This window comes from Micromonospora sp. WMMD1082 (genome assembly GCF_029626175.1).
Taxonomy (GTDB): domain Bacteria; phylum Actinomycetota; class Actinomycetes; order Mycobacteriales; family Micromonosporaceae; genus Micromonospora.
In genome coordinates this window covers 2,796,463-2,822,446 of the sequence record NZ_JARUBM010000002.1, presented here as the reverse complement: position 1 = coordinate 2,822,446, position 25,984 = coordinate 2,796,463, and the positions used below count along the sequence as shown (strand labels likewise).

The window sequence follows — 25,984 nt, the reverse complement described above, 5'->3', positions numbered from 1 at the left end:
CATGCCGGGCGTCACGCTATGCTCCGATAGTTTCTGCCTCCGACGCACCAGGAGTGGCATGTGAGTGTCGCATTCGTGACCGGCTCCGGCGGGCTGATCGGCTCCGAGGCGGTCCGGCACTTCGCCGGCCTCGGTCTCGACGTCGTCGGCATCGACAACGACATGCGGCAGGAGTTCTTCGGCGAGGAGGCGTCCACCGCGTGGAACGTCCGCCGGCTGACCGACGACCTGGGTGAGGCGTACTCGCACCACAGCATCGACATCCGGGACCGCGGGGCGCTCGGCGCGCTGTTCGGGCGGTACGGCCGGGACGTGGCCGTGGTGATCCACACCGCCGCACAGCCCTCGCACGACTGGGCCGTGCGCGACCCGTTCACCGACTTCGACGTGAACGCCGCCGGCACCCTGAACGTGCTGCAGAGCGTCCGGGAGCACTGCATCGACGCGCCGGTCATCCACTGCTCCACCAACAAGGTCTACGGCGACCGGCCGAACAGCCTGCCGCTGGTCGAGCGGGAGACCCGCTGGGAGATCGAGGCGGGCCACCCGTACGAGCAGGGCATCCGCGAGGACATGTCGATCGACGCCTGCCTGCACTCCATCTTCGGCGCCTCGAAGGTCGCGGCGGACGTCATGGTGCAGGAGTACGGCCGCTACTTCGGCATGCGGACGGCCTGCTTCCGGGGCGGGACACTGACCGGCCCGGCGCACTCGGCGACCGAGCTGCACGGCTTCCTCGGGTATGTGATGCGGGCCAACATGGAGCGCCGGACGTACAAGATCTTCGGCTACCAGGGCAAGCAGGTCCGGGACGCCATCCACAGCTCGGACGTGGTCTCCGCGTTCGAGGCGTTCTTCCGCGACCCGCGTTCCGCGGCGGTCTACAACCTCGGTGGCGGCCGGCACTCCAACACCTCCAACCGGGAGGCGTTCGCGCTGGCCGAGGAGATCACCGGCCAAGAAATGATCACCGAGTACGTCGAGGCCAACCGGATCGGCGACCACAAGTGGTGGATCGGCTCGAACGAGGCGTTCCAGGCCGACTATCCGGACTGGAAGCAGGTCTACGACGTACCAATGATCATGCGAGAGATCTACGAGGCCAACGTGGACAAGTGGGTGCCAGCAGCGTGACCAAGAAGAACGTCCTCGGCGTCCTGGTCGACGCCACCGACTACGCCGACGCCACCGAGCGGGTCGTGGCGGCCGCGCAGGAGCGCCGCCCGCTGGCGCTGACCGCGCTGGCCGTGCACGGCGTGATGACCGGGGTGCTGGACCGGGCGCACAACGCCCGGCTCAACTCCTTCGACGTGGTGACCCCGGACGGGCAGCCGGTGCGTTGGGCACTGAACCTGCTGCACGGCGCCGGGCTCACCGACCGGGTCTACGGGCCCACCCTGACCCTGCACGTGCTCTCCCGCTTCGCCGACGAGGGCCTGCCGGTCTACCTGTACGGCTCGACCGACGAGACCCTCGCCCGGCTGATTCCGGCCCTGGAACGGATGTTCCCGGCCCTGAAGATTGCCGGGGTGGAGGCGTCCAAGTTCCGCGGCGTGCAGCCGGGTGAGGACGTCGAGATCGCCGACCGGATCCGGGCCAGCGGTGCCCGGCTGGTACTGGTCGGGCTGGGCTGTCCCCGCCAGGAGGTCTTCGCGTACGCGATGCGCCCGCTGCTGGACATGCCGCTGATGGCGGTCGGCGCGGCCTTCGACTATCACGCCGGGCTGCTGAACCAGCCGCCGCCGTGGATGCAGCGCGCCGGGTTGGAGTGGTTCTGGCGGCTAGGCCTGGAGCCGAAGCGGCTGTGGCGGCGCTACCTGATCCTCAACCCCGCGTACCTGAGTCGGTTGTTCGCGCAGAAGACCGGGCTGTGGAAGGCCCCACCGCCCGCACCGACCACCGAGCGACCGGCCGAGTTCGCGGTCTGACCCGCACCTGGCTACCGGAGCACGCACGGCAACCGGGCCCCGGCTTCCCGCCGGGGCCCGGTGCCGGTCCTGACGTCAGAGGGTCAGCGTCCAGGTGTTGATGTAGCCGGTGTAGCCCGAGTAGACGTCCCGCGCCTGGAGTCGCCAGGTGCCGTTCGCCGCCTCGCTGGAGAGGTTCACCGTGTAGGTGGCGTTGATGTTGCTCCCCCAGTCGAGGATGTTGCTGTTCTTCAGCCGGTAGGACGACCCGTCCGGGGCGACCAGGTCGATAACCACGTCACCGCGCCAGCTGTGCACGATGTTCACCGCGACCGTCGAGGACGACGAGGCGTTCCGGTTGCAGCCGGAGATCGTGATCGGGCTGGAAACCGTGGCGCCGGTGTCCGGGATCGCCACGTCGGTGTCGTTGGTACCGGAGCAGCCGCCACCGCCGCTGCCGGTCACCGTCAGCGAGTAGGTCGCGGTCTTCGAGCCCGACGCCGCGGTGCCGGTGATGGTCACCGGGTACGTGCCGGCCGGCGTGCTGGCCGAGGTGCCGATGGTCAGCGTCGACGACCCGCCCGAGGTGACCGTGGCCGGGCTGAACGAGGCGGTCGCCCCGGACGGCAGGCCGCTGGCCGAGAGGCTGACCGACTGGGCCGACCCGTTGGTGGTGGCGGTGGCCACGGTGGCGGTCACCGAGCCGCCCGGCGCGGTGGAGCCGGCGGTCGGCGAGACCGAGACCGAGAAGTCGTTGGCCGGCGGCGGGGTGTCGCCGTTGACCACGTAGAGCAGCCGGTTCGGGGTGCCGGTGCCCACGTTCGTGATCACGTCCGGGGTGGCGTTGTTGACCAGGTAGTCCCGGATTTGCTGCGGAGTCCACGACGGGTTGGCCGAGAGCACCAGCGCCGCGGCGCCGGCGACGTGCGGCGACGCCATCGAGGTACCGCTGATCGTGTTCGTCGCGGTGTCGTTGGTGTGCCAGGGCGCGGTGATGCTCACGCCCGGCGCCAGGATGTCCACACAGGTGCCGAAGTTGGAGAAGCTGGCCGCGGCGTCGTTGTTCTGGGTGGCGCCGACGGTGATCGCCGGTGCGGCCCGCGCCGGCGAGTAGTTGCAGGCATTCTGCCGCTGGCCGAGGGCGTTGCCGTTGCCGGCCGCGACCGCGTACGTGATGCCGGAGTTGATCGAGTTGATGATCGCGTTGTCGAGCGCGGTGTTCGCGCCGCCGCCGAGGCTCATGTTGGCCACGGCCGGCTTGACCGCGTTCGCGGTGACCCAGTCGACACCGCCGATCACGCCGGCATTGGTACCGCTGCCGGAGCAGTTGAGCACCTTCACCGCCACCAGGCGGGTCGCCTTGGCCACGCCGTACGCCGTGCCGCCGACCGTGCCGGCGACGTGCGTGCCGTGGCCGTTGCAGTCGGTGTTGTTGGAGTCGACGGTGTTGGTGCCCCAGGTCGCCCGGGTACCGAAGTCCGAGTGGGACGTCCGGATGCCGGTGTCGATGACGTACGAGGTCACGTTGGCGGCCGTGTTGGGGTACGTGTAGGAGTTGTTCAGCGGCAGGTTGCGCTGGTCGATCCGGTCCAGTCCCCAGGACGGGGGGTTCGTCTGGGTGGCGGCGATCGACACGGTGTGGTTCTGCTCGACGTACGCCACCGCGGGGTCCGCGGCGATGCGGGCCGCGACCTTGGCATCGACCCGCAGCTCGGCGCCGCGGACGGCCGCTTGGTACGTGCGGGCCGCCGCGCCACCGTGCCGGCGCAGCAGCCGGTCCACGGAGGAACCGACGGCCGTGCGGCTGACCGCGCTGTCCTTGAACACGACGATGTAGCTGCCCTCGACGGCGGTGGCACCGCCGGCGCTCTGGATGGTGCCGACCGGCTCGGCCGCCATGGCCGGCGTGGCCGCCGCCACCATGGCCAGCGCGGCCAACCCGACGAGTACGGACCTGTGTGGAAGAGCCATCTTCCTACCTCCCTCCGATCGGCCTCGACCGTCCACCTGCTCGTGGCAGATTGATCGATGAATGCCGATCAAGGTGAGAGTAGTGGGGCGCCTCGGGACAGATGAACATGCCGGATCCCTCATAACACTGACGAGATGGTTCCCCTACGGGGACGGGTACGGGACGAACAGGGGGTGGGCCCGGATTCGCCGGGCGGCGAATCGGGCAAGGCTGATGGGCATGCAGAGCCACCTCGCCCTCCTGCTTCCGGTCGCCACCGTCTGGTGGGTCGCTGGCTACCTCGCGGACGGGTTGCCTCGCATGACCCGCGCCCACGAACTGCGCCGGCACACCGGCCGGCTGCTCGCGCTGACCCTGGTCGCGCTCGGTCTGACGGTGGTGCTGCCGATCGCCGGGTGGGCCACCGTCGGCGCGACCGTGGCGGACCGGGCCGCCGGCGGGCTCACGCTCGCCGCCGTCCCGGCGCTGGTGGTGGCGCTCTGCACGGTGCGCCGGCTGCGTTGGCTCCGGGCCGGAGCCGGTGCACTGGCCGCCGCCGCACCGTCGACGCCGGCCCCGCACGGACTGCGCGCCGCCGCCGCCCACCCGCTGATCGGGCTGCCGTTGCAGGTCACCGGGTTGGCCCTGCTGCCGGCGCTGGTCGCGGCGAGCGGCGCCGGCCAGTTCCTCGGGCCCGGGGCCACCGGGCCCGCGATCACCGTCGGCGCGCTGGGCGTCGCGGTCATCGGCGTACGCCACGCGTTGCGTCACAATCGGCTCATCGAGCGGGCCATGCCGGAGCGGACGGCGTCAGCGCGACCGGCCGGCGCCCTGCACGTATAGCAGTTCCAGGATCGCCCGGGTCGCCTCGAACCAGCGGTCGAGCCAGCCGGGTGGTGGCACGCTGCCCTTCGGCGGCAACTCCATCAGCAGACCGCGCAGCAGCGGATGGTCCACGAGCGAACCGTCGTCCGTCGACGGCCAGCCGGAGGCCGGGAAGGACGGCTCGGTCAGCGGGTTCGGGTCCAGCGACGGCAGGGTAAGCGCCGACGGGGGCGGCTCCGTCGCCATCGCGGCCTCCCGGCCGGCATGCTCGGTCTCCGCCGACACCACCTCGGTCAGCACGGTGTCCCGCCGGGCCCCGCGATACTTGCCGCCGAACCGTTCCGGCTTCCCCGGCCCGTTGGTGAGGTTCTCCGACCCGATACTCGTCATCCGTCTCGCCTGCCTCGCTCGGTTACCCGCCCTGCCGGGGGGATGTCGACCAGCGCGTACCGAGAGGTACAACGAGACGGGTGCGATGTGGCGACGGTGGCCGGCGGATCATGCGGCCGGGTGAGCCGTGCGGGCGAACCATTGGGCCGTGCGGGCGACCGGGTGGACAGCGGGATCCCCGCCCGGCGTAGCCGGACGGGGATCCCTCAGTACTGCCCGGACGTCAGCCCAGGCCGAACGCGCCGTCCCTGGTACCAGCGACGAAGGCGTGCCAGCCGCCCGGGGAGAAGACCAAGGCCGGGCCGGCCTTGTCCTTGGAGTCCCGGACACCGACCGCCCCGGTCACGTACGCCACCTCCACGCAGTTGTCACAGTTCGGTCCGCTCTTCGAGCTTTTGAACCAGTTCGCCTGCGTCAGGTCCACGGGGATTCCCTGCGTCGCCATTTCCACAACGGCTCCTCTGCCAGTCTCACGATGTACTCGACGGACTCCTCCGGGCGTATGGCCGCTGCTCGAATGTGATCGAAGATGAAGCTGTACTTCTGTAGTTCGTCGCTCTTCTCCAGGAAGAGCCCACCCGTGGCGTTCTCCGCGTACACGACATCCGGATCACCGGGCTCGGGGAAGCTGAGGATCGTGAAGGTGCCATCCATGCCGGCGTGCGCCCCCACCTCGAACGGCAGGACCTGCAGCGTCACGTTCGGCAGTTGGGCCACCTCCACCAACCGTTTGAGCTGGTCACGCATGACCGCGTCCCCGCCCACCGGACGGCTCAACACCGCCTCATCGAGCACCACCCACAGATCGACCGGATCATCCTGGGTCAACAACGATTGACGACCCAGTCGGACACGCACCCGCTGACTCACCTGCTCGGGGGTGAAATCGGGGCGGGCGGCACGGATCATCGCACTCGCGTAGTCGTCGGTTTCCAGCAGGCCCGGCACCACCTGCTGCTCGTACGCGCGGATCGAACTGGCCGCCGCCTCCAGGCCCACGAACGCGCCGACCAGCACCGTGCTGTAGGGGTGCCACCAGCCCTTCTGGCGCGCCTCACGGGCGATCTGCACCAGCTCGTCGCTCTCGGCGCCCACCACTCCGTAGATCCGCAGCATGTCCCGTACGTCCCGGGGAGTCGCGGTGGTGTGGCCGGTCTCGATCCGGGAGATCTTGGACGCCGAGCACTCCAGCTGCTCCGCGACGGCCTCGATGGTGATCCCGGCGGTCTCGCGCTGGCGGCGCAGTTCGGCGCCGAGCCGGCGCCGCCGGATGGTCGGGCTGCGCCGCTCACTCACCGCGTCTCCCTCGCGCTCACACGCCACCTTCGTTCGCGGCGTGAGTGGAGCCGGTCCTCGGCCGGCCGCGACGGGCGAAACCGGCCCTCAGTGTGCCGTCCGGGTGGTGGCACGTTCAAGCGTTGCTTCGCGCGAGCCGCTCACGTATAGGCAAAACTCGACGTGCAACTTGCATGTAGCACGCTCCTGATGCACTCTGTCCGTATGACCCGGGTTACGGAACGTCCCCGACTCGTCTCCGCAGGTGATCAAGACCGCGGAGACGCGGGTGACGAGCACGCCTGGTCGTCAGTTGCCGGCGCGGCCCTCGGGACCGGGGGCCGCTCGCCCACGCCCGACGGCGGCGGCTGCGGCGACACCTCCTGAGCAGCCGACGCGGGTCGGCCACGAGTGTCGCCATCAGCGATGCCGCCACCGGCCCGGCCAGCGCCACGACCGGTCCACGAGACACGACCTCGTCGCCGGGCCCGAACACAAACCCCCAATCACCCTCACCGGCCCTCCCCGCCGGCCGACCATTCCAGGAGCCCATGTGCTTCCCCGCTCCGGTGACGTACTGCACGTGACACGCGCGGCGAGTGTCCAGTTCCGCAAACCCATCCTGTTCCGGGTGATCCGGGTGCTCGACCGGCCCACCTACGACGGCTGGCTCTGGCTCGAAGGCTACGAGTTGAACGCGGCGGGGGACGCGGTCAACCGGCGTTCGATCTTCGTCCAGCGGGCCGGGCTGCGGCAGGTGCAGGCCGCACCGCAGCCGCGCCCACACACCGTTCGCTCGGCCCGCCGGCCGGCGGCCCGGACTCCGATCCGAGTGGGCTGAGCATCACGAACCACCGGCCACGGGGCATACCGGCGCCATAGAATCGGTATGCCCACCCCGGCATGTCTGCACCCCGCGCGTCCAGGGCCCCGAGCCTGGGATGGCCATGGTCAATCTGTCCGCGCGGGAGCCGCAACGGTCCCGTATCACCTACGCCTTCGGACTCATGGCGCTTCTCGGTGCCGTCGCCACCCTGGTGGTGCTGGCCCATGATCCCGCCCTGTCCTCCACCCGCCTGGCCGAACCCGTTCCAGCCCCGGAGATCACCGTGGTGGAGAGTGAACCGGTCGAGCCGGACGGCCCGGCCGACACCTGGGCGCCGCTCGGTCCGGCCGACGCGTGGGCCGACGCCTGGGCCGCCGGCGACCAGCCGGCCGACGAGTCCGCCCGGTTCCACGGCGGCCCCGAGCACACGGTGGAGCCACCGCACCGCGACCCGCCCAGCCGGGCCGCGGGTGCGCACACGCGGGAAAAACTCAGCCGATCGCTGTTCTGGTCCGGCGTGTTCGGGCTGGCGATCTCCCTCGCCGGGCTGGGACTGGTCGGCACCAGACGCCGGATGTGGTGAGCTTCCCGGTCATCCGGTGGGGCTGGCGGTGGCGGTCGGCTCGGTGGTCGGCTCACCCGTCGTCACCGACGGGCTCGGGCTGGCCGCGGCCACCACCAGCCTGATCTCGTCACCGGCCGCCACCAGCTCGCCCGCCCCGGGGTCGGTGGCGATGACGGTGCCCGCCGGCTGGTCCGACGGGCGGTACTCCACCGCGTAGTCGAGGTCGAGCCCGTCCAGCAGCGCCCGCGCCGCGGCCTCCGGCAGACCGACCAGCGGCGGCACCGGCACCTCGGCCGGAGCGGCACTCGTCGTCGGTGGCGGCGAGGGTGAACGTGTCGTCGGCGACGGCGATGCGGTGGCCGTCGGGGTCTGCCTGGTCGGCTGCGGCGACGCCGGTGGCGACCCACCCTCGTCCAGTGCCTGGCGGGCCAGCCAGATCCCGACACCCAGCAGGCCGAGCAGGAGCAGCAGCAGGACGCCCCAGAGGATCGGCAGCCACCAGGGCCGGCCGGGCTGCTCATCGGCGTACCACTCGCCGCCGGACGGCTCGCGCTCCGCGCCGGGCCGTACCGACGGCACCTCCGCGCGCCCCGACCACGCCGCCGGCCCGGACCGCTGCGCCGGTGGCAACGGCGCGGTCCCGTCCGGCCGCTCGGCGGATCCGGGCGTACGGTCCAACGGCGCGGTCTCGTCCGGGGTGCGCCCAAGCGGTGCGGTCTCGTCCGGAGTGCGTCCGAGCGGCGCGGTCTCGTCCGGGGTGCGCCCGAGCGGTGCGGTGCCGTCCGGGTCACCGCCGGCCGGCGAGATCGGACGGGTCCGGTCGTCTGGTTGTTCCTCGGTCGGCTCCGGGCGGTCGTCGCTCATCGCACGTCCTTTCCGCCGACCGGGCGGGCGTCAGGGCCCTCGACGATCAACCTAGCGGTTCTGTCGACCGCCGGCCGGCATCAGCGTGTCGGGTGCGCGTCACGACTCTGGAGCGCTCTCGTCCCCACTCGACGCCGTGCCGCACCAGATCTGGACCACGTCGTTCCACCTGCCGACATGACCGCCGGCCGGCCGCTGTTCGGTAACGCTGCCGGATCGCCCGTTGGGGTAGCGGGGGGAGAAACCGGCATCGACGAGTTCGTTCCGCGCGTCGGTGCACGTCTCACCGACCAGGTCCGGCACCTCGTTCGGCGGTGCGGCCCCGGCCACGGTGATCACGACGGTGATGCCGCGCTTGACCGGCGTACCCGGCGCCGGGTTGGTGCTCCGCACGCTGGCACTGTCGCCGCTGCCGAAGACGAGCTGCCAGCCCAGCCCTCGGTCCCGCAGTTTCTCCCGGGCCTCCTCGAAGTCCAGGCCGATCAGGTCCGGCACGGTGAGCCCGGTCGGTGCGGAAGGCGTGGGACTGCTGCTCGGTGTGCGTGAGGTGCTCGTCGTCGGCCGCTCGCGGGGCGGAGAGGTCTGTCCGGCGGGGGTGGGGCTGCCGGTCGCGCCGGGCGGCGTCGCGACCGATCGTTCCTGGTCGCCGGCCAGCACCCAGCCGCCGGCCGCACCGATGATCGCGAGCAGTACGGCGGCGACACCGCCACCGATGGTCAACATCCTCCGGTCCGGGCCGGTGTCACCGCGCCCCGGTTGTCCGTCGGTCATCCCGTCCGTCATCCCGCCCACCGCCTCATCACCAACGACCGTAGTCGCCGGTTCCCAGCACTGTCCGTCACCGTCGCACTGCCGGCACCGCCAAGACTCGCCGCACCGACCACAGGACGTTACGCTGCCCGGCATGGCCAGACAGGGCTGGGGAGGATCGATCGCCACCGCGGCCGGCGCGGCAGCCGGCGCCGGGGCCGCTCAACTGGGTTTCGGGTACGGCCTGGGCATCCTCAACTGGGCGCCGACCGAGCCGACCGCCGGCACGGCGGCCTGGGTGGCCAGCCTGATCTGGGCCACCTGGATCGCCGCCACCTCGACCATCTTCGGTGCGGTCTGCGCCCAGCGACTGCACGACCGCCGCTCGACCCCGTCCACGTCGGACGTCGCGGCCGGTGACCCCGGCGCCACCCGGGAGACCGGCGCCGCCCGGGAGACCGGTGGCGGGCTGTGGGGGACCGCCCTGACCGTGGCCGCCGCCCTGGGCGCACTGATCACGGTGCTGCTGGTCGCCGTGCCGGCTCGGGTCGCGGTGGTGCCGGACACCCCCTCCCCCCGCGACATGGCCGCCGGGTACGCAGCGCTCGGTGTGCTGGTCGGGGCGCTCGTGGCCGTCTGGGCGCTGCGCTGCCGCGCGGCGGCCACCAACGTCATCGCCACGGCCGGCTGGCTCTGGCTGCTCGCGGTGGTCGCCGTCGTCGACTCGGTGCTCGCCGGTCGCGGACTGACCACCGCCCAACTCGGCATCTGGCAGCTCAGCTCCGACAGCGACCAGTTCTGGATCCGGGACTACTTCTACTGGCCGGGCGCGATCCTCTCGCTCGGGTCGGCGCTGCTGATCGGCGCGTTGGCCGCCCGGCACGGCGTCCGCGCGGCCGGCCGACGGGTCGGCGCCACCGCCTCGGGTGCCGCCGGGCCGTTGCTGGTCGCGGTCGCGTACTTCCTCGCCGTGCCGAGGCTGACGGCGATCAGCCCGGAACAGGTGTCGGCTCATCTCATCGCGCCGTACGCGGTGATCGTCGGAATCGGCGGGTCCGTGCTGGTGGCGGCGCTCGCCCAGCGCGCCGCCCGACGCGCGGCGGGCCGGGCAACCACGGGCGACGCGACCACCGGCGGTGTGACCACGGACGATGCGGGCGCGGACGGTGCGAACGCGGTGGTCGTGCCCCGGCAGCGCGGCGGGGCCGACGGCAGCCCGCTGCGGACCTCGGCAGACGGCCGGCCGGACGCCGTTCGGCCCGCTCCCGCCGCCGGAGCCGCCGAGGCGGCGCGGGATGCCGCCGACGCACCGGCGACCGCCGGTGCCCGCGCCGGTCGCGCGAGGGCGTCCTCGGCATCGACGGGCACCGGGACGAAGCCCTCGGCCACCCCGGCACCGGGTGGAACGACCGCACCGGATGCCGCGACAGCATCGGGTGACCCGGCGAGATCGGGTGACCCGGCGAGGAGGGACGACGGTCCGGCAAGTGCCTCCGCCAGCAGCGGCGAGGCAACCGAGGGCGCGAGCCGCCGGGCCCGACCGCCGCGGCGGAGCCGCTGACCGGTCAGTCGAGCGGCCAGGTGTGCACGGGCTCGTTGGTGTACTGCAACTCGGCGTAGCGCTGCAACATCTGGTGCAGGGCGGCGCGACGGTCCAGACCCAGGCGTCGCTCGGCGGCCCACACCGTGGCGGTCTGCCAGACCGCACCATTGCGGCCGGTACGACAACGCTGCTCGATGATGCCGAGCAGACGGTCGCGCTCGGCCGGGGCGACGCCGAAGCCGTCGAGACCATCCGCGGCGATCGGCAGCAGCAGGTCGAGCACGAGCGCGGTCACCGGAACCTCGCCCAGCCCCGGCCAGTGCAGGACAGCGTCCATGCCCCGGCGGGCCGCCGCGTGGAAGTTCTCCTCGGCCGAGCTGAAGGTCAGTTGGCTCCAGATCGGCCGGTCCGCCTCGGCCAGGCCCCGCACCACCCCGAAGTAGAAGGCGGCGTTGGCCAGCATGTCGACCACGGTCGGCCCGGCCGGTAGCACCCGGTTCTCCACCCGCAGGTGCGGACGGCCGTCCATGATGTCGTACACCGGCCGGTTCCACCGGTACACGGTCCCGTTGTGCAGCCGCAGTTCGGCCAGCTCGGGCACGCCGCCGGCATGCAGGACCTCGACCGGATCCTCGCTCTCGCAGATCGGCAGCAACGGCGGGAAGTAGCGGACGTTCTCCTCGAACAGGTCGAAGATCGAGGTGATCCAGCGTTCACCGAACCAGACCCGGGGGCGTACGCCCTGTGCCTTCAGCTCGTCCGGCCGGGTGTCGGTGGCCTGCTCGAACAGGGCGATCCGGGTCTCCGCCCAGAGTTGGCGGCCGTACAGGAAGGGCGAGTTGGCGCCCACCGCCACCTGGGCCGCGGCGATCGCCTGCGAGGCGTTCCAGTAGTCGGCGAAGCTGTCCGGCGCGACCTGCAGGTGAAACTGGAGACTGGTGCAGGCCGCCTCCGGCGCGATCGAGTCGTTGTGCGTACGCAGTCGCTCGACCCCCCGGATGTCGAGCTCGATGTCCTCGCCCCGGGCGCCGACGATCTGATCGTTGAGCACCCGGTACCGCTCGTTGGTGGAGAGATTGTCCGCCACCAGGTGACGCTCGGTGAGCGTGGGCAGGATGCCGACCAGGACGATCCGAGTGTCCGACCATGCCGCCCGGTCGTTTGCCCGGTTCAGGCTCGCGCACAGGTCGCGTTCGTAATCGGCGAACCCGTTACCGGAGATCATGCGCGGGTTGGCGTTCAGCTCCAGGTTGAACTGCCCCAGCTCGGTCTGGAACAGGGGATCGGCGATCGCGGCGAGGATCTCGTCGTTGCGCATGGCCGGCTCGGCGGCCGGGTCCACCAGGTTCAGCTCGATCTCCAGCCCGGTCATCGGCCGGTCGGCGTCGAAGCCGAAGTCGTCCAGCATCAGCGCGAACACGTCCAGGCAGCGGCGGACCTTCTGCCGGTAGCGGACCCGATCCTCGCGGGAGAAGGCGGCTCGATCGACGTCCCTGCCCATGCTTCCTCCCGGCGCGCGACGCCACGGAACGGTGCCGTCCCGCAGCGCATTGTGAACCATACTCGCTGGAAGTGCCGAGCCCAGCCGCCCCGAAGATCGGTCCATTGCCGCAGTCCACCCGCGGTCGGGTCCGATCGTGCCTGGCGGGACGGCTCGGGCGCTCCCGCCGGAATCCCTACCCAGCCGGGTCGGTGGACCACTCGGAATGGGCAGCGGACAAGCTGTGACAATTCGCACCGGTCGTCGGCGCGCTCCACACCGGGCGGAGGGCTGACAGGACCGCGCGGTGCGGGCGGAGAACCGACAGGCCGCCACGGTACGGGCGGACAGCCGACAGACCCGCGCGGTGCGGGCGCGGGTCTGTCGGGGACATGGCGGTCAGGATTGCCGGATGGCCTCGCCCTCGATCTCGATCTTGATCTTCTTGCCGACCAGGACGCCGCCGGACTCCAGGGCGACGTTCCAGGTCAGGCCGAAGTCCTCACGGTCGATCTCGGTGCTCGCCGAGAAGCCGAAGATGTCCTGCCCGAACGGGCTGCGCCCGACGCCCTCGAACTCGACCTTCAGCTCGACCGGACGCGTCACGTCCTTGACGGTCAACTCGCCGGTGAGGACGAACTCGCTGCCCTCGTGCGACTTCACGCCCGTGCTGCGGTACTCCAGCGTGGGGAACTTCTCCGCGTCGAGGAACTCCGGGCTGCGCAGGTGCGCGTCGCGGTCCGCCTGGGCGGTGTTGATGCTGGCGGCCTGGATGGTGGCGGAGACCGAGGAAGCCAGCGGCTCCTCGGCGATGGTGATGGTGGCGCTCGCCTCGGCGAACTCACCGCGCACCTTGCTTACCATCATGTGCCGGGCGACGAAGCCGACCCGCTTGTGCGCCGCGTCCAGCAGGTAGGTGCCGGCCGCCGGGATGGTGAGGCCGTTCCAGTCGCGGGTAACCGACTCGGTGCTGCTGGTCATGAGAAACTGCCCTCCGGGTGAGATTGTTTAGTAGCCCAACGGCTGCGTCAGCAACTATAGCTTCGGCAATATTCCTTCTGTCAAGGACTGATACGATGGGCTGGTGAACCCGAACGTGTTCGATGACCCGCGGATCACTGCCGTTGGCCTGCTCTTCGAGGTGCACGCCGGGCTGTCCGCCCGATTCGCCGCCCAACTCGACGAACACGATCTGTCATCGGTCGAGTTCGAAGTGCTGACCCGGCTCACCCGGTCCCCCGGAAACCAGCTTCGGATGACCGACCTGGCCGCGCAGACCTCGCTCTCCACCAGCGGCGTCACCCGCGTGGTGGACCGGATGGAACGCGACGGGTTGATCACCCGACGTGCCTGCCCCTCCGACCGGCGCAGCTCGTACGCCGTCGTGACGCCCGCCGGGCTGCGCCGGCTCGACGAGAGCCTGCCCGGGCACCTGCAGCTCATCGAGGAGTGGTTCACCGGCCAGCTCGACCCGGCGGCGCTGAGCGCACTGCTCGACGGCCTGCGCCAGGTGCGGGACGCCGTCCACCCCTGCGCCACCGCCGGCAGCACCTCCGCTCCGCCCGACCGCAAGCGCGATGGCGACGGCGACGGTGGGCGCGGGACCCCGGCCGAGGGTGCGGCGACTGCCGAGGGTGAGGCGATCTCCACCCACCGCTGATCCGCGCTGGCATCAGCGGCAGAAAGACCGGCAGAACCCAATCGGCCAACGGGCGATAGTCCAGCAAACCCGACAGATGCCCCCGCCATCCCTCGCTAGTCTCGCAGCGGCGGGGGCACCGTGGGGGGCACCGGCGCGGGCGATGAGCGAGGGGTGGCAACAGGGGGCTTCCTCGCCCGCGCCACCCCCGCCTCCGCCGCCGGTTGGCCGGGCTGCTCGCCCGGCCGGCCGCGCCTCGCGACACTGTCGGCAGTGGGCCCGCCCCGGGTCACCGACAGCACGTAGAGCAGTTCCTCCTCCTGCCCCAGCAGCCGGATGCCGCCATCCCGGCAGGCCAGCTCCAGTCGGTCGAGGACCGCCGGGTCGGACGTGCTCGCGGCCAGCCCCACCAGGGCCTCCACCATCGTGCGTCGATCTTGGCTCGTATCGTCCGACCCGGCCGCGGCGGCGAACCACTCCGCCGCGACCTCCCGGTCACCCCGATGCAGCGCCAGGTGCCCCTCGATCAGCGCACCGGCGCCGTCGAGCGGGCGCAACTCGACGAGCACCTCGGCGGCTTCGGCCGCCCGACCGTCCTGCGCGAGCGCCAGCCCCAGCGTGCCGAGCACCTGGCGCCGATGGCGCGGGGCACCCAGATCGGCGAAGGCCGTCAGCACCCGCCGGGCCTCGTCGACCGCGTCGGCGTACCGGCCCTCAAGGCGGAACACCTCCGCGACCGTGCTCCGCGCCAGCACCCGCAGGTGCTGCTCGGCGCACTGCCCACCGAGTCGGTCCACCACGGCCAGCCGGCGGCGGGCGGCGGGCAGGTCGCCGAGCCTGATCTCGTGCCACGCGAGTTGATGCTGCGCGATCGCCATCCGGCTGGTCAGGTCGCGCTCGGTGGCCAGGGCCAGCACCGCCTCCGCCTGCTCCCGCGCGTGCTCCGGCCGGCCCGTCGCGGCCAGCAGGGCGCCCAGCACCGTGCGCGCCTCCAACTCGCCCGGAACGTCGCCGAGCCGGCGGAACTCCGCCAGCGCCGCGCGGGCCGTCGGCAGTTCCGCCGCGGCCGCACCGTGTTCACCGGCCAGCATCGCGACGCCGAGCGAGGCCCGGGCGCGCAGCGCCGGATCCGCGTCGGCGGTACGCGGGTCGGCGAGCAGGCGCAGCAGCCACTGCCGGCCCACCACGTCACGCCCGCGCAGCCGCCACCACCGGGGCAGACTCGCCGCCAGGCGCAGCGCGGTCAGGGGGTCGTCGACCGCCGCGTACGCCAGCGCCGAGCTGACGTCGCCGGTGACCTCGTCGAGCCGGTGCGCGGCGGCGCTGGCACCGGCGCCGGTCAGGCCCGAGGCGGCCCGCTCCACCAGACGGGTCACCACCCGGGCGTGCCGGCGGCGGATCGCGGTCGACTCACCGGCTCCCGATGCCTGCTCGACGGCGTAGTCCCGAACCGCGTCGACCAGTCGGAACCGGAACGAACCGCCACCGCGTACGCTCAGCAGCCCCAGATCGAGCAGCCGGTTCAGCAGCGGAACCGGATCGATGCCCGTCTCGGCGAGCATCTCCTCGGCCAGCTCGACGGACCACCGGTTGCCGAATGCGGCGAGCCGGCGCAGCGCCGCCCGCTCGTCGTCGGCGAGCAGCCGGTAGCTGGTCGCGACCGCATCGCGCAGGGTCTCCGCCACCGCCGTGCGGGCGTCGTCGCTTCGCGGCTGCGCCTCCCAGCCGCTGCGGCTCGCGGCCGAGGTGTCCAGGTCCAGCACGCGGTCGCCGTACCGGTCGAGCAGCTCGGTGAGATCGAGCAGCCGGCCCCGCGCCGCCATCAGCTCGATGGCCAGCGGCAGCCCGCCCAGCCGCCGGACCAGCGCGGCCAGCGCCGGCAGTTCGGCGTCCGCCGGCGGCTCCCGCCGCACCTGGGCCAGCCGCGAGGTGAACAGGGCGACCGCCGGGTAGCCGGCGAGCGTCACCGGATCGGTGTCGCCCGGCGGCGGCGCCTCCAGCGGTGAGACGGGCCGCACCCACTCGCCCGGCAGCCCCACCGGGTGCCGGCCGGTGACGAGCACCCGCAGCGACGGCACCGCGTCGAGGAGCCGCCGCAACGTGCCGGCCACCGGGTCAGGTGCCCGTTCCGCGGCGTCCACCAGCAGCAGTGCCGGGCGGTCGCCGAGCCGGGCAGCCAGCTCGGTGGCGCGGGCCGCGCCGAAGACCGTCACCGAGGCGGCGAGCACGTCGGCGGCGTCCGACCCGGCGCCGATCAACACCCCGGCGGCGCCACCGGAGTGGGCGCGGGCGACGGCATGGACCGCCGCCAGTGCCAGCGCCGTCTTGCCGACGCCGGCCAGCCCCACCAGGCTCACCACCCGGGGGCCGCGCGGATCGGTCAACAGGGCGGCCAGCTCCGCCACGTCCCGCTCGCGGCCGATCAGCTCAGGCGGCGGCGGTAGACCCAGCGGCGTGCCGGCGTAGGGCGGTGCGGTCGCGCCACCACGGGCTGCCAGGAACGCCGCGCGGGCCGCACCGGTCAGCCCGAGAGCCCCGGCCAGCAGCTCGACGGTGGTTCGCTGCGGCCGCGAGGAACGACCGCGTTCCAGGTCGCGAACCGTCCGTACGCCGATGCCGGCGCGCGCCGCCAGTTCGGCCTGGGTAGCGCCGGCGGCGAGCCGATGGGCCCGGAGCAGCTCGGGCAGGCCGGCGGGCGATGGACCGGAGGGACGATCATGACCCGAAGTCATGGCCAGGGACATTACGGGCCAGGCCCGACACCGGACACGGGATCGTCGGCCACCCGACGGGACGGCGCCGAAACCCGACAGCGGCCCACCGACAGCGCCGGGCCACCCCCGGCGGCTACATACCCAGGTCGCGGGCGATGATCATCCGTTGCACCTCGGAGGTGCCCTCGCCGATCTCCAGGATCTTGGAGTCCCGCCAGAACCGGGCCACCGGGTACTCGTTCATGAAGCCGTATCCGCCGTGGATCTGGGTCGCCTCCCGGGCGTTGTCCACCGCGATCGTGCTGGCGTGCAGCTTGGCGATCGCCGCCTGCCGCTTGAACGGCTCGCCGGCGAGCATCCGGGCCGCCGCGTCGTAGTACGCCAGCCGGGCGGTGTACGCCTTCAGCTCCATGTCGGCGATCTTGAACTGGATCGCCTGGTAGTTGCCGATCGGCTGACCGAAGGCGTGCCGCTGTGTGGCGTACTTGATCGACTCGTCGACGCAGCCCTGGGCGAGGCCCACGGCCAGCGCGGCGATGGCGATCCGGCCCTCGTCGAGGATGCGCAGGAACTGGGCGAAGCCCCTACCACGCTCACCGAGCAGGTTCGCCGCCGGCACCCGGCAGTCGTCGAAGGTCAGCTCGTGCGTGTCCGAGGCGGTCCAGCCGACCTTCGAGTAACCCGGCGCGACCGTGAAGCCCGGCGTCCCGCTCGGCACAATGATGGTGGACAGCTCCTTCGCGCCGTCCGGCCGCAGCCCGGTCACGGCGGTCACGGTGACCAGGGAGGTGATGTCGGTGCCCGAGTTCGTGATGAACGCCTTCGAGCCGTTGATCACCCACTCGCCGGCCGTCTCGTCCAGGACCGCCCGGGTCTCGGTGCCGCCCGCGTCCGAGCCGAAGCCCGGCTCGGTGAGCCCGAAGCCGGCCAGCGCCTCGCCGCTGAGCAGCTTCGGCAGCCACCGTGCCTTCTGCTCGTCGGTACCGAACCGGTAGATCGGCATCGCGCCCAGCGAGACCGCCGCCTCCAGGGTGATCGCCACGCTGGAGTCGACCCGGGCCAACTCCTCCAGGGCCAGGCAGAGGGCGAAGTAGTCGCCGCCCATGCCGCCGTACTCCTCACCGAAGGGCAGGCCGAACAGCCCCATCTTGCCCATCTGCCGGATGATCTCGTACGGGAAGGTGTGCTGCTCGTAGTGCTCGGCGATGACCGGCGCGACCACCTCGCGGGCAAAGTCCCGCACGCTGTCACGCAGCGCCTCGTGCTCCTCGGTGAGCCGGAAGTCCATCGGGTTCCTCCTGGGTGGACGGCCCGCCGGGCGCTCGTGACGCCGGGACGGGATCGTGCTGGCTCCTGCTGGCTCGACGGCTCAGACCGGGGTGACGCCGTGCCGGCGACGGGAGAAGTGCCGCTGCTTGCCCCGGGCGGCGGCGAACCGGCGCACCAACTCGGCACGCAGCTCGGTCGGCTCGACGATCGTGTCGACCACCAGTTCGCTGGCGAGCCGGACGATGTCGATGTCCCGCTCGTACTCCTCGCGCCGGGCGGCGACGAACGCGGCCCGCTCGGCCTCGTCGGCGATGGCGGCGATCTTGTTGGCGTACACGGCGTTGACCGCGGCCTCGGCACCCATCACCGCGATCTTCGCGGTGGGCAGCGCGATCGTGGCGTCCGGCTCGAACCCCGGGCCGGCCATCGCGTAGAGGCCCGCGCCGTACGCCTTGCGGACCACCACACAGATCTTGGGTACGGTCGCCTCGGAGATCGCAGTGATCATCTTGGCGCCGTGGCGGATGATGCCCTGCCGCTCCACCGCGCTGCCGACCATGAACCCGGGCACGTCGCTCAGGAACAGCAGCGGCACGTTGAACGCGTCGCAGAGCTGCACGAACCGGGTCGCCTTGTCGGCGGAGTCGACGAAGAGCACGCCACCCTTGAACATCGAGTTGTTGCCGACCACACCGACGACCTCGCCGTTCAGCCGGCCGAAGCCGATGGTCAGCTCCTTGGCCCAGAGCGCCTGGATCTCGAAGAAGGAGTCCTCGTCGAGCAGGCCCTTGACGTACCGCCGCATGTCGAACGCCTGCCGCTCGCTCGCCGGCACCAGCGCGGCGAGGTCGGCGCTGGCCGGCGCGGCGGCGGCCGGCGCGGCCGGCGGCTGCTGGGTCCAGTTCGGCGGCAGGTACGACAGGTAGCGCCGGACCACGTCGAGCGCGTCGGCCTCGGACTTGCAGAGGAAGTGCCCGACGCCGGACTCGGCGCAGTGCACCCGTGCCCCGCCCATCGCCTCCAGGGTGGTCTTCTCGCCGGTGACCATCTCGACCATCCGGTCCGAGCCGAGGTACATGCTGGCGTTGCCCTCGACCATCGCCACCACGTCACAGAAGGCGGGAATGTACGCCCCACCTGCCGCGCTCGGCCCGAACAACGCGCAGACCTGCGGGATCGAGCCGGAGGCCCGCACCTGGTTCCAGAAGATCTTCCCGGCGCCGCGGCGCCCCGGGAACAGCTCGACCTGGTCGGTGATCCGGGCGCCGGCCGAGTCGACCAGGTAGACCATCGGCACGCCGGTGTCGTACGCCCGCTCGATGATCCGGATGATCTTCTCGACCGTACGCGCGCCCCAGCTGCCGGCCTTGACGGTGGAGTCGTTGGCCATCAGGCAGACCTGGCGGCCGTCGATGGCGGCGGTGCCGGTGACCACGCCGTCGGCCGGCAGTCCCTCGGCGAGGGCGTTCGCGTAGAGCCCGTCCTCGACGAACGATCCCTCGTCGACCAGCAGGGCCACCCGTTCCCGGGCGAACAACTTGCCCTTGGCCGCGTTCGCCGCGTGGTACTTGTCCGCGCCGCCGGCCCGGACCCGCTTTCCCAGCTGCTCCAGCCCGCCACCCTCACCCGTCACGCCGGCTCCCCACCCCAACCCACCTGAACGATCGTTAGGCTACCCCATCCCCACCCCACCCGCGAGGGTCAGGGGGTGGGGGTCAGGCGGGTGCGGGGGCCGGCGCGGAGGATGGCGGAGGGGAGGCGGCGGGCGGTCAACTCCTCGGCCAGGGCGGCGGCCTCGATCAGGGCGTCCAGGTCGATGCCGGTGTCGATGCCCATGTCGTGCAGCATGTGCACCGCCTCCTCGGTGGCCAGGTTGCCGCTCGCCCCGGGGGCGTAGGGGCAGCCGCCGAGACCGCCGACGCTCGCGTCGAACTCGGTCACCCCCAGTTCCAGCGCGGTCAGCAGGTTGGCCAGCGCGGTGCCCCGGGTGTTGTGGAAGTGCAGCAGCACCGGAATGTGCGCGTTGCGGTCGCGTACGGCGGTGAGCAGCTCACGGACCCGTCGGGGCGTACCCATGCCGGTGGTGTCGCCGAACGCGACGCGGTCGGCGCCGTCGCGGACCACCCGGTCCACGATGGCGGCGACGCGCGCCGGGTCGATGTCACCCTCGTACGGGCAGCCGAAGCTGGTGGCGACGATCACCTCGGCCCGGGCGCCGGCGCCGTGCAGCAGGTCGATCAGTTCGGCGATGTCGTCCAGCGACTCGTCCGTGGAGCGGTTGACGTTGCGCCGGTTGTGGGTGTCACTCGCCGAGACGACGACCTCGATCTCGGTGAAGCCGGCGGCGAGGGCCCGTTGCGCGCCCCGCGTGTTCGGCACCAGCGCCGAGTACCGCACCCCGTCGACCTTCGTCGCCCGCTGCCACACCTCGTCGGCGTCCGCCATCTGCGGGATCGCCTTGGGGTGCACGAACGACACCGCCTCGATCCGGCGCACGCCGGTGCGGGAGAGCGCGTCGAGCAGCCGCACCTTGGCGTCGGTCGGGATCGGCTCCTCGTTCTGCAACCCGTCCCGCGGCCCGACCTCCCGAATCGACACGAACTCCGGCAGTTCCGCCATCAGGAATCACCTCACTGTGACACGCCCGGTCGCTGACGCCCCAAGCATGTCACGCCGCACGTGAACTTCTTGATCAACACGGGAAGCGGGTCAGCGCATGCGGGAGATGAGGCTGGTGTCGTAGGTGCCGGAGCGGAACTCCTCGTTCTCCAGCAGCTCGGCGAAGAAGGGGAGGTTGTTCTTGGGGCCGGCCAGCTCGAAGGAGGCGACGGCCGCGCGGGCCCGCTCGATCGCCTCGGCCCGGGTCGGCGCGCTGACGATGAGCTTGGCCATCAGGCTGTCGTAGAACGGGGTGACGGTGTTGCCCGCGACGTAGCCGGAGTCCACGCGTACCCCCTCGCCGGTCGGCTCCACCCAGGTCCCGATCACGCCAGGGCCGGGCAGGAAGCGCTTCGGGTCCTCGGCGTTGATCCGCAACTCGATGGCGTGCCCACGCGGGGTCAGCGCGTCCGGGTCGAAGGCCGGTGCCAGGCCGGCGGCCACCCGCAGCTGCTCCTCGACCAGATCCAGGCCGTACACCAGCTCGGTCACCGGGTGCTCCACCTGGAGCCGGGTGTTCATCTCCAGGAAGAAGAACTCCCCGGTCGACACGTCGAGCAGGCACTCGACCGTGCCCGCGTTGCGGTAGTCGACCGCCTCACCGGCCCGTACCGCCGCGGCCAGCAGGCGCGACCGCAGCAGCGGCGAGACGGCCGGGGACGGCGACTCCTCCACCAGCTTCTGGTTGCGTCGCTGCACCGAGCATTCCCGCTCGCCCAGCGCCACCACCCGCCCGTCGGCCAGGCCGAGGATCTGCACCTCGACGTGGCGCACCCGGGGAAAGTACCGCTCCAGCAGCACCGAGCCGTCGTCGAACATCCGCTCGGCGAAGGCACGCACCTTGTCGTACTCGGTGCGCAGCGCCGCCTCGTCGGCCGCGACGCCCATGCCCATGCCACCACCACCGGCGGCGGCCTTGACCATCACCGGGTAGCCGATCTCCGCCGCCGCCGCGACCGCCGCCGCCAGGTCCGCCGCCGGCTCGGTGGTCCCGGGTGCCACGGGCACGCCCGCCGCGGCCATCAGGTTCCGCGCATTGATCTTGTCGCCCATCGCGCTGATCGCATCCGCGCCCGGTCCGACCCAGGTCAGGCCGCCGGCCTCGACGGTACGGGCGAAGTCGGCGTTCTCCGACAGGAAGCCGTAGCCGGGGTGGATCGCCCGAGCCCCGGTCGACCGGGCGGCGGCGAGAATGGCCTCCGTGTTGCGGTAGCTCTGCGCCGGGTTGGCCGGGCCGACGCAGACGGCCTCGTCGGCCTCCGTCACGAACGGCAGGTCGGCGTCGGCCTCCGAGTACACCGCGATCGCGCGCACTCCGAGCCGCTTGGCGGTACGGATGATCCGGCGGGCGATCTCGCCCCGGTTGGCGACCAGCAGCGACTCGATCATGGTTCCTCCGAGCGTCCAGATGGTGAGAACGCGTGCTAGCGAACCACGTCACCCAGGGTGCAAGGAAGGGCCCCCGGTCGACGCCTCGCGTCGACCGGCGGTGCGGAGCGTCGACCGGCGGTGCGGAGCGGGTCGAGCCTCAGCCGGGCTCGGTGGGGGCGAGCAGGGCGGCCAGGGTGGCGGCGCGCAGCAGCTCGGCCCGGCGACGATGGTCGACCTCACCGCCGAGGAACGGGGTGGAGTTCATCAGGCCGAACGCGGCGTGTGCCAGCACCCGCGCCTCGCCGTCGGGCAGCCCCGGGTGCAGGGCGGTCAGCACGGTGACCCACTCCTCGACGTAGAGCCGCTGAAGACGGCGGATGCGCCGCCGGGGCTCCTCCGGGAGGCGATCCAGCTCGTGCAGGTGCAGCGCGATGACGGCCGGGTTGGCGAGCGCGAAGTCGACGTGGAAGTCGATCAACGACTCCAGGACGGCACGGGGGTCACCCGGATGGGCGGTGGAGCGTTGCCGACCGCCGTCGAGCAGCCCTTCGCTGACCGGCACCAGCGCGGCGACCAGCATCGCCTCCTTGCCGGCGAAGTGATGGTAGAGCGCTGGGCCGGTCACCCCGGCGGCCGCGCCGATGTCGTCCATCGACACGCCGTGGTAGCCGCGGGAGGCGAACAGCCCCACCGCGATCTCCAGGATCTCGTCCTTGCGGGATCGGCGTCGTCCCGCCCCCGTCGCCCCGCCGCGCGCCCCCCGGGCCTGCTGCTCGACCGTCACCGGGCCAGCGTAGACCCGGCCGGCGACGGCGTGTCGCCGTGGTTACCCGCCGGTCCGACTGCCGGGAACGGGGACACCGGGCGTCACGGATGGTCGCTGGTTGAGGCCGGAGAGTTGCAGGGCCACCCGCTGCCGGACCGGCGGTAGCACCGAGACCAGGCGCAGCAGCGCGTCGCGGACCGGCCGGGCCGAGGGCGGCACGGTGGCGAGTCGGGTCAACCGGTCGGCGAAGGCGGCCACCTCGTGGGCGAGCGGGCGGCGCCGGGCAGCGTACTCGTCCAGCCGCGTCCCGGGCGCCCCGGCCAGCACGTCGGCGAGGGTCTCGCCGAGGTCGACCGCGTCGCAGATGCCGAGGTTCATGCCCTGCCCGCCGGCCGGGCTGTGCACGTGCCCGGCGTCGCCGGCCAGCAGCACCGGCCCGGCGCGGAACGACTCGGCGACCCGGCGGTGCAGCCGGAACCGCGACGACCAGAGCACCTCCCGCACCCGGTCCGGCCGCCGCCGCAGACCGCGCTCGTCGAGCAACCGTTGCAGGTAGGCCGCGTCCGGCTCGGCGGGCGGGTCGGTGACGGTGGCGACCAGGCGGACCCGCCCGTCGGGCAGGGGCGCCCAGACCAGGGGGCCACCACGGGCGAGGAAGATCGACGCGCCGTCGCGGGGCAGCGCGCTGTCGACGCGTACGTCGGCCAGGACGAAGGACTCCTCGCTGCCGTCCGGGCCGGTGAAGGGGATGCCGGCCAGCTCACGGACGGTGCTGTGGATGCCGTCGGCCCCGATCACCCACGTGGCCCGGACGGTCGTGCCGTCGAACTGCGCCACCGCGCCGCCGCCGTCGTGGTTGTCGTGGCCGTCGTGGTGCAGCCCGGTCAGCCGGTACGGGCGCAGCACCCGCACGCCCGCGTCGGCGAGTCGACCGGTGAGCACCTCCTCCGTGACGGACTGGGAGACCATCAGCGCGTACCGGTGGCGGGTGGGCAGCCGGTCGAAGGGCACGGTGACCAGCGCCCGGTCCCGGTCCCGGACGCTGAACCGCACCGACCGCAGCCCGCGCGCCACCAGTTGCTCTCCCGCACCGATCCGGTCGAGCAGCTCCAGGGTGTACGCGTGCACGACCGCCGCCCGCGAGGTCACCGCCGGTGAGTCCCGCTGGTCGACCAGGGTCACCTCGACCCCTCGACGGGCCAGGGTGAGCGCGGCGGCCAGCCCGGTCGGGCCGGCACCGACGACCAGGACGTCCGTTCGTTCGGGCAGCATGACGACCTCCTCAACCGAGGTGCCAACAAGTGTTGGCCAACGCTTGTTGGCAACGTTAGGCGCCCCCGACTCCGCAAGTCAACAGCCGTTGGCATACCGTCGGTCACATGACGGAGGGACTGTCGGGAAACCCCGGGGCGAGCGAGGCGGAGTCCGGACGGCGATCCGGCAAGGCGGAGATTGGTCCGGATACCGGTGTTGTATCCGGACCAATCTCCAACGCCGCCGGTCGTCGGGCGGGCCCGCCGCAGCCGCCGCGAGGTTTCCCGACAGTCTCTGAGGGCGTACCCCGGCGGGATCGGGAAGCGACGGCGGAGCCGGCGGCCGGGGGCGGCCGTGCGCGCAGCTCGGACGCGACCCGGGCGGCCATCCTGCGAGCCGCCCGGGACAGGTTCGCCGCCGACGGATACGACCGGGCGACGATCCGGGCCATCGCGGCGGACGCGCGGATCGACCCGTCGATGGTGATGCGCTACTACGGCAGCAAGGAGGGACTGTTCGCGGCGGCGGCCGAGTTCGACCTGCGGCTGCCGGACCTGAGCGGCGTGCCGGCCGACCGCCTCGGCGAGGCGCTGGTCAGCTACTTCTTCACCCGGTGGGAGGGGGACACCACGCTGCCGGCGCTGCTGCGCACGGCGAGCACCAACCCGAGCGGGGCGGAGCGGGTACGCCAGATCTTCGCCACCCAGCTCGGCACGGCGGTGGCCCGCGTGGTCGCCGACCCGGCCGAGGCACCGCGCCGGGCCGGCCTGGTCGCCAGCCAACTGCTCGGCGTGGCCCTCACCCGCTACGTCCTGCGCCTACCCCCCATGGTCGACATCCCGCCCGCCGACCTCATCACCTGGCTGACCCCCACCATCCAGCACTACCTCCGCACCCCCGACCCCACCCCTCCGCCTAGTTGATCATGAAGTTGTTGTCACCCCGCCCGGCGTGTCGCGACAACAACTTCATGATCAACAGGATGGGTCATCGGGGGTTGGGGCCCTTGGTGACGGGGGCGCGGACGAGGTTGCCCCACTCGGTCCAGGAACCGTCGTAGTTGCGCACCTGCGGGTAGCCGAGCAGGTGGCGCAGGACGAACCAGGTGTGGCTGGAGCGTTCGCCGATCCGGCAGTAGGCGATCACGTCGTCGTCCGGGCTCAACCCGAGCTGGTCGGCGTAGATCGCGCGTAGTTCGTCCGCCGACTTGAAGGTGCCGTCGTCGTTGGCGGCGGACTTCCACGGCTTGTTCACCGCGCCCGGGATGTGCCCGCCGCGCAGCGCGCCCTCCTGCGGGTAGTCCGGCATGTGCAGCATCTCGCCGGTGTACTCGCCCGGCGACCGCACGTCCACCAGCGGCCGCTCGGCGGCGACGTGCGCCGACACCTCCTCGCGGAACGCCCGCAGCGGGGCGTCGTCGCGCGGCGGCACCGGATATTCCGCCCTTGGCCGGGCCGGCCTGTCCCGGGTCAACTCCCGCCCCTCGGCGATCCACTTCTGTCGGCCGCCGTCCAGCAGCCGCAGGTCCGGATGCCCGAAGAGACTGAAGACCCAGAGGGCGTACGCGGCCCACCAGTTGAAGTTGTCGCCGTAGAAGACGACCGTGTCGCCCCGGCCGATGCCCTTGGCGGCACAGAGTTCGGCGAACCGTTCGGCGTCCAGATAGTCCCGGGTCACCTGGTCGTTCAGCTCCAGATGCCAGTCGACCTTGATGGCGCCGGGGATGTGACCGCTGTCGTAGAGCAGCACGTCCTCGTCGGACTCGACCACCACGAGCCCGTCGTCGCCCAGATGTTCGGCCAGCCATTCGGTGGTGACCAGCCGCTGCGGGTCCGCGTACGACTGGAGTCGGGGATCGGGATCACTCGGCACAGGCATGATCCCCAAACTACGCCGGATCCCCACCTCCCACCCCCCGTTCCGTTGATCATGGGGTG

The 25,984-nt window shown here is 72.1% G+C and carries 22 protein-coding genes and 2 pseudogenes; 8 read left to right on the top strand and 16 right to left on the bottom strand.

The genetic code is table 11. The features are described from left to right. Positions 1 to 60: 60 nt before the first annotated feature. Complete coding sequence (locus tag O7615_RS13000; RefSeq protein ID WP_278177742.1) at positions 61 to 1,134, top strand: NAD-dependent epimerase/dehydratase family protein; 1,074 nt, start codon at positions 61 to 63, stop codon at positions 1,132 to 1,134. After that, the gene (locus O7615_RS12995) at positions 1,116 to 1,928 is read left to right on the top strand and encodes a WecB/TagA/CpsF family glycosyltransferase (protein WP_278177741.1); all 813 of its coding nucleotides are present in this window, start codon (positions 1,116 to 1,118) and stop codon (positions 1,926 to 1,928) included. Before O7615_RS13000 ends, O7615_RS12995 begins: the two co-directional genes overlap by 19 nt. A 75-nt stretch (positions 1,929 to 2,003) precedes the next feature. Here O7615_RS12995 and O7615_RS12990 read toward each other — a convergent pair whose 3' ends face one another. Then, complete coding sequence (locus O7615_RS12990) at positions 2,004 to 3,878, bottom strand: S8 family serine peptidase (RefSeq protein ID WP_278177740.1); 1,875 nt, start codon at positions 3,876 to 3,878, stop codon at positions 2,004 to 2,006. Between the two features lie 220 nt (positions 3,879 to 4,098). Here O7615_RS12990 and O7615_RS12985 point away from each other — a divergent pair, with 220 nt between their 5' ends. Then, the gene (locus O7615_RS12985) at positions 4,099 to 4,701 is read left to right on the top strand and encodes a hypothetical protein (protein WP_278177739.1); all 603 of its coding nucleotides are present in this window, start codon (positions 4,099 to 4,101) and stop codon (positions 4,699 to 4,701) included. Here O7615_RS12985 and O7615_RS12980 read toward each other — a convergent pair. The 3 genes from O7615_RS12980 to O7615_RS12970 form a co-directional block, all read right to left on the bottom strand. After that, complete coding sequence (locus O7615_RS12980) at positions 4,669 to 5,073, bottom strand: hypothetical protein (RefSeq protein WP_278177738.1); 405 nt, start codon at positions 5,071 to 5,073, stop codon at positions 4,669 to 4,671. The two genes, O7615_RS12985 and O7615_RS12980, sit on opposite strands and share 33 nt — an antisense overlap. 223 nt (positions 5,074 to 5,296) lie before the next feature. Continuing rightward, positions 5,297 to 5,518, bottom strand: coding sequence for a DUF397 domain-containing protein (locus O7615_RS12975; RefSeq protein WP_278177737.1), 222 nt, complete (start codon positions 5,516 to 5,518; stop codon positions 5,297 to 5,299). Beyond that, positions 5,488 to 6,369: a helix-turn-helix transcriptional regulator gene (locus O7615_RS12970; protein ID WP_278177736.1), complete on the bottom strand. Its 882-nt coding sequence runs from the start codon at positions 6,367 to 6,369 to the stop codon at positions 5,488 to 5,490. Before O7615_RS12970 ends, O7615_RS12975 begins: the two co-directional genes overlap by 31 nt. A gap of 532 nt (positions 6,370 to 6,901) precedes the next feature. On the opposite strand from O7615_RS12970, the gene O7615_RS12965 reads away from it, so the two are divergent. After that, positions 6,902 to 7,189 carry a hypothetical protein gene (locus tag O7615_RS12965; protein ID WP_278177734.1) on the top strand — a complete coding sequence of 96 codons (288 nt, stop codon included), beginning with the start codon at positions 6,902 to 6,904 and terminating at the stop codon, positions 7,187 to 7,189. A gap of 106 nt (positions 7,190 to 7,295) precedes the next feature. Beyond that, positions 7,296 to 7,757, top strand: coding sequence for a hypothetical protein (locus tag O7615_RS12960; RefSeq protein WP_278177732.1), 462 nt, complete (start codon positions 7,296 to 7,298; stop codon positions 7,755 to 7,757). Between the two features lie 9 nt (positions 7,758 to 7,766). Here O7615_RS12960 and O7615_RS12955 read toward each other — a convergent pair whose 3' ends face one another. Both O7615_RS12955 and O7615_RS12950 read right to left on the bottom strand, forming a co-directional pair. Continuing rightward, complete coding sequence (locus O7615_RS12955; protein ID WP_278177731.1) at positions 7,767 to 8,603, bottom strand: PASTA domain-containing protein; 837 nt, start codon at positions 8,601 to 8,603, stop codon at positions 7,767 to 7,769. 99 nt (positions 8,604 to 8,702) lie between these two features. Then, the gene (locus tag O7615_RS12950) at positions 8,703 to 9,386 is read right to left on the bottom strand and encodes a PASTA domain-containing protein (protein WP_278177729.1); all 684 of its coding nucleotides are present in this window, start codon (positions 9,384 to 9,386) and stop codon (positions 8,703 to 8,705) included. Positions 9,387 to 9,507: 121 nt separating this feature from the next. On the opposite strand from O7615_RS12950, the gene O7615_RS12945 reads away from it, so the two are divergent. Beyond that, on the top strand, positions 9,508 to 10,914 hold the full coding sequence (locus O7615_RS12945) for a hypothetical protein (protein WP_278177727.1): 1,407 nt from the start codon (positions 9,508 to 9,510) through the stop codon (positions 10,912 to 10,914). Between the two features lie 4 nt (positions 10,915 to 10,918). Here O7615_RS12945 and O7615_RS12940 read toward each other — a convergent pair whose 3' ends face one another. Then, the gene (locus tag O7615_RS12940; protein WP_278177725.1) at positions 10,919 to 12,397 is read right to left on the bottom strand and encodes a glutamate--cysteine ligase; all 1,479 of its coding nucleotides are present in this window, start codon (positions 12,395 to 12,397) and stop codon (positions 10,919 to 10,921) included. A gap of 378 nt (positions 12,398 to 12,775) precedes the next feature. Then, positions 12,776 to 13,357, bottom strand: coding sequence for a YceI family protein (locus tag O7615_RS12935; protein ID WP_278177724.1), 582 nt, complete (start codon positions 13,355 to 13,357; stop codon positions 12,776 to 12,778). A 103-nt stretch (positions 13,358 to 13,460) separates the two neighbouring features. On the opposite strand from O7615_RS12935, the pseudogene O7615_RS12930 reads away from it, so the two are divergent. After that, positions 13,461 to 13,955: pseudogene (locus tag O7615_RS12930) on the top strand (MarR family transcriptional regulator); the annotation flags it as partial. A 344-nt stretch (positions 13,956 to 14,299) separates the two neighbouring features. Here O7615_RS12930 and O7615_RS12925 read toward each other — a convergent pair. The 7 genes and pseudogenes from O7615_RS12925 to O7615_RS12895 form a co-directional block, all read right to left on the bottom strand. Then, positions 14,300 to 16,747, bottom strand: a pseudogene (locus O7615_RS12925) (helix-turn-helix domain-containing protein); the annotation flags it as partial. Between the two features lie 115 nt (positions 16,748 to 16,862). Then, positions 16,863 to 18,017 carry an acyl-CoA dehydrogenase family protein gene (locus O7615_RS12920; protein ID WP_278177723.1) on the bottom strand — a complete coding sequence of 385 codons (1,155 nt, stop codon included), beginning with the start codon at positions 18,015 to 18,017 and terminating at the stop codon, positions 16,863 to 16,865. Positions 18,018 to 18,098: 81 nt separating this feature from the next. Then, positions 18,099 to 19,631, bottom strand: coding sequence for an acyl-CoA carboxylase subunit beta (locus O7615_RS12915; protein ID WP_278177721.1), 1,533 nt, complete (start codon positions 19,629 to 19,631; stop codon positions 18,099 to 18,101). 68 nt (positions 19,632 to 19,699) lie between these two features. Then, positions 19,700 to 20,617: a hydroxymethylglutaryl-CoA lyase gene (locus O7615_RS12910; RefSeq protein ID WP_278177719.1), complete on the bottom strand. Its 918-nt coding sequence runs from the start codon at positions 20,615 to 20,617 to the stop codon at positions 19,700 to 19,702. A gap of 90 nt (positions 20,618 to 20,707) precedes the next feature. After that, complete coding sequence (locus O7615_RS12905; RefSeq protein WP_278177718.1) at positions 20,708 to 22,045, bottom strand: biotin carboxylase N-terminal domain-containing protein; 1,338 nt, start codon at positions 22,043 to 22,045, stop codon at positions 20,708 to 20,710. A gap of 139 nt (positions 22,046 to 22,184) precedes the next feature. Then, positions 22,185 to 22,811, bottom strand: coding sequence for a TetR/AcrR family transcriptional regulator (locus tag O7615_RS12900; protein ID WP_278177716.1), 627 nt, complete (start codon positions 22,809 to 22,811; stop codon positions 22,185 to 22,187). 42 nt (positions 22,812 to 22,853) lie between these two features. Further along, complete coding sequence (locus tag O7615_RS12895; RefSeq protein ID WP_278177715.1) at positions 22,854 to 24,065, bottom strand: FAD-dependent oxidoreductase; 1,212 nt, start codon at positions 24,063 to 24,065, stop codon at positions 22,854 to 22,856. Between the two features lie 107 nt (positions 24,066 to 24,172). Between O7615_RS12895 and O7615_RS12890 the strand changes: the two genes are divergently transcribed. Next, positions 24,173 to 24,970, top strand: a complete 798-nt coding sequence (locus O7615_RS12890) for a TetR family transcriptional regulator (RefSeq protein WP_278177713.1) — start codon at positions 24,173 to 24,175, stop codon at positions 24,968 to 24,970. Positions 24,971 to 25,034: 64 nt separating this feature from the next. Here O7615_RS12890 and O7615_RS12885 read toward each other — a convergent pair whose 3' ends face one another. After that, positions 25,035 to 25,925 carry a sulfurtransferase gene (locus tag O7615_RS12885; RefSeq protein ID WP_278177712.1) on the bottom strand — a complete coding sequence of 297 codons (891 nt, stop codon included), beginning with the start codon at positions 25,923 to 25,925 and terminating at the stop codon, positions 25,035 to 25,037. Positions 25,926 to 25,984: the final 59 nt, after the last annotated feature.

What these genes read in the sequence shown, in the direction of transcription:
- O7615_RS12885 (WP_278177712.1), bottom strand. Translation starts at nt 25,925, where the DNA reads ATGCCTGTGCCGAGTGATCCCGATCCCCGACTCCAGTCGTACGCGGAC.
- O7615_RS12935 (WP_278177724.1), bottom strand. Translation starts at nt 13,357, where the DNA reads ATGACCAGCAGCACCGAGTCGGTTACCCGCGACTGGAACGGCCTCACC.
- O7615_RS12990 (WP_278177740.1), bottom strand. Translation starts at nt 3,878, where the DNA reads ATGGCTCTTCCACACAGGTCCGTACTCGTCGGGTTGGCCGCGCTGGCC.
- O7615_RS12955 (WP_278177731.1), bottom strand. Translation starts at nt 8,603, where the DNA reads ATGAGCGACGACCGCCCGGAGCCGACCGAGGAACAACCAGACGACCGG.
- O7615_RS12975 (WP_278177737.1), bottom strand. Translation starts at nt 5,518, where the DNA reads ATGGCGACGCAGGGAATCCCCGTGGACCTGACGCAGGCGAACTGGTTC.
- O7615_RS12980 (WP_278177738.1), bottom strand. Translation starts at nt 5,073, where the DNA reads ATGACGAGTATCGGGTCGGAGAACCTCACCAACGGGCCGGGGAAGCCG.
- O7615_RS12895 (WP_278177715.1), bottom strand. Translation starts at nt 24,065, where the DNA reads ATGCTGCCCGAACGAACGGACGTCCTGGTCGTCGGTGCCGGCCCGACC.
- O7615_RS12920 (WP_278177723.1), bottom strand. Translation starts at nt 18,017, where the DNA reads ATGGACTTCCGGCTCACCGAGGAGCACGAGGCGCTGCGTGACAGCGTG.
- O7615_RS12905 (WP_278177718.1), bottom strand. Translation starts at nt 22,045, where the DNA reads ATGATCGAGTCGCTGCTGGTCGCCAACCGGGGCGAGATCGCCCGCCGG.
- O7615_RS12950 (WP_278177729.1), bottom strand. Translation starts at nt 9,386, where the DNA reads ATGACGGACGGGATGACCGACGGACAACCGGGGCGCGGTGACACCGGC.
- O7615_RS12945 (WP_278177727.1), top strand. Translation starts at nt 9,508, where the DNA reads ATGGCCAGACAGGGCTGGGGAGGATCGATCGCCACCGCGGCCGGCGCG.
- O7615_RS12940 (WP_278177725.1), bottom strand. Translation starts at nt 12,397, where the DNA reads ATGGGCAGGGACGTCGATCGAGCCGCCTTCTCCCGCGAGGATCGGGTC.
- O7615_RS12890 (WP_278177713.1), top strand. Translation starts at nt 24,173, where the DNA reads ATGACGGAGGGACTGTCGGGAAACCCCGGGGCGAGCGAGGCGGAGTCC.
- O7615_RS12910 (WP_278177719.1), bottom strand. Translation starts at nt 20,617, where the DNA reads ATGGCGGAACTGCCGGAGTTCGTGTCGATTCGGGAGGTCGGGCCGCGG.
- O7615_RS12985 (WP_278177739.1), top strand. Translation starts at nt 4,099, where the DNA reads ATGCAGAGCCACCTCGCCCTCCTGCTTCCGGTCGCCACCGTCTGGTGG.
- O7615_RS12960 (WP_278177732.1), top strand. Translation starts at nt 7,296, where the DNA reads ATGGTCAATCTGTCCGCGCGGGAGCCGCAACGGTCCCGTATCACCTAC.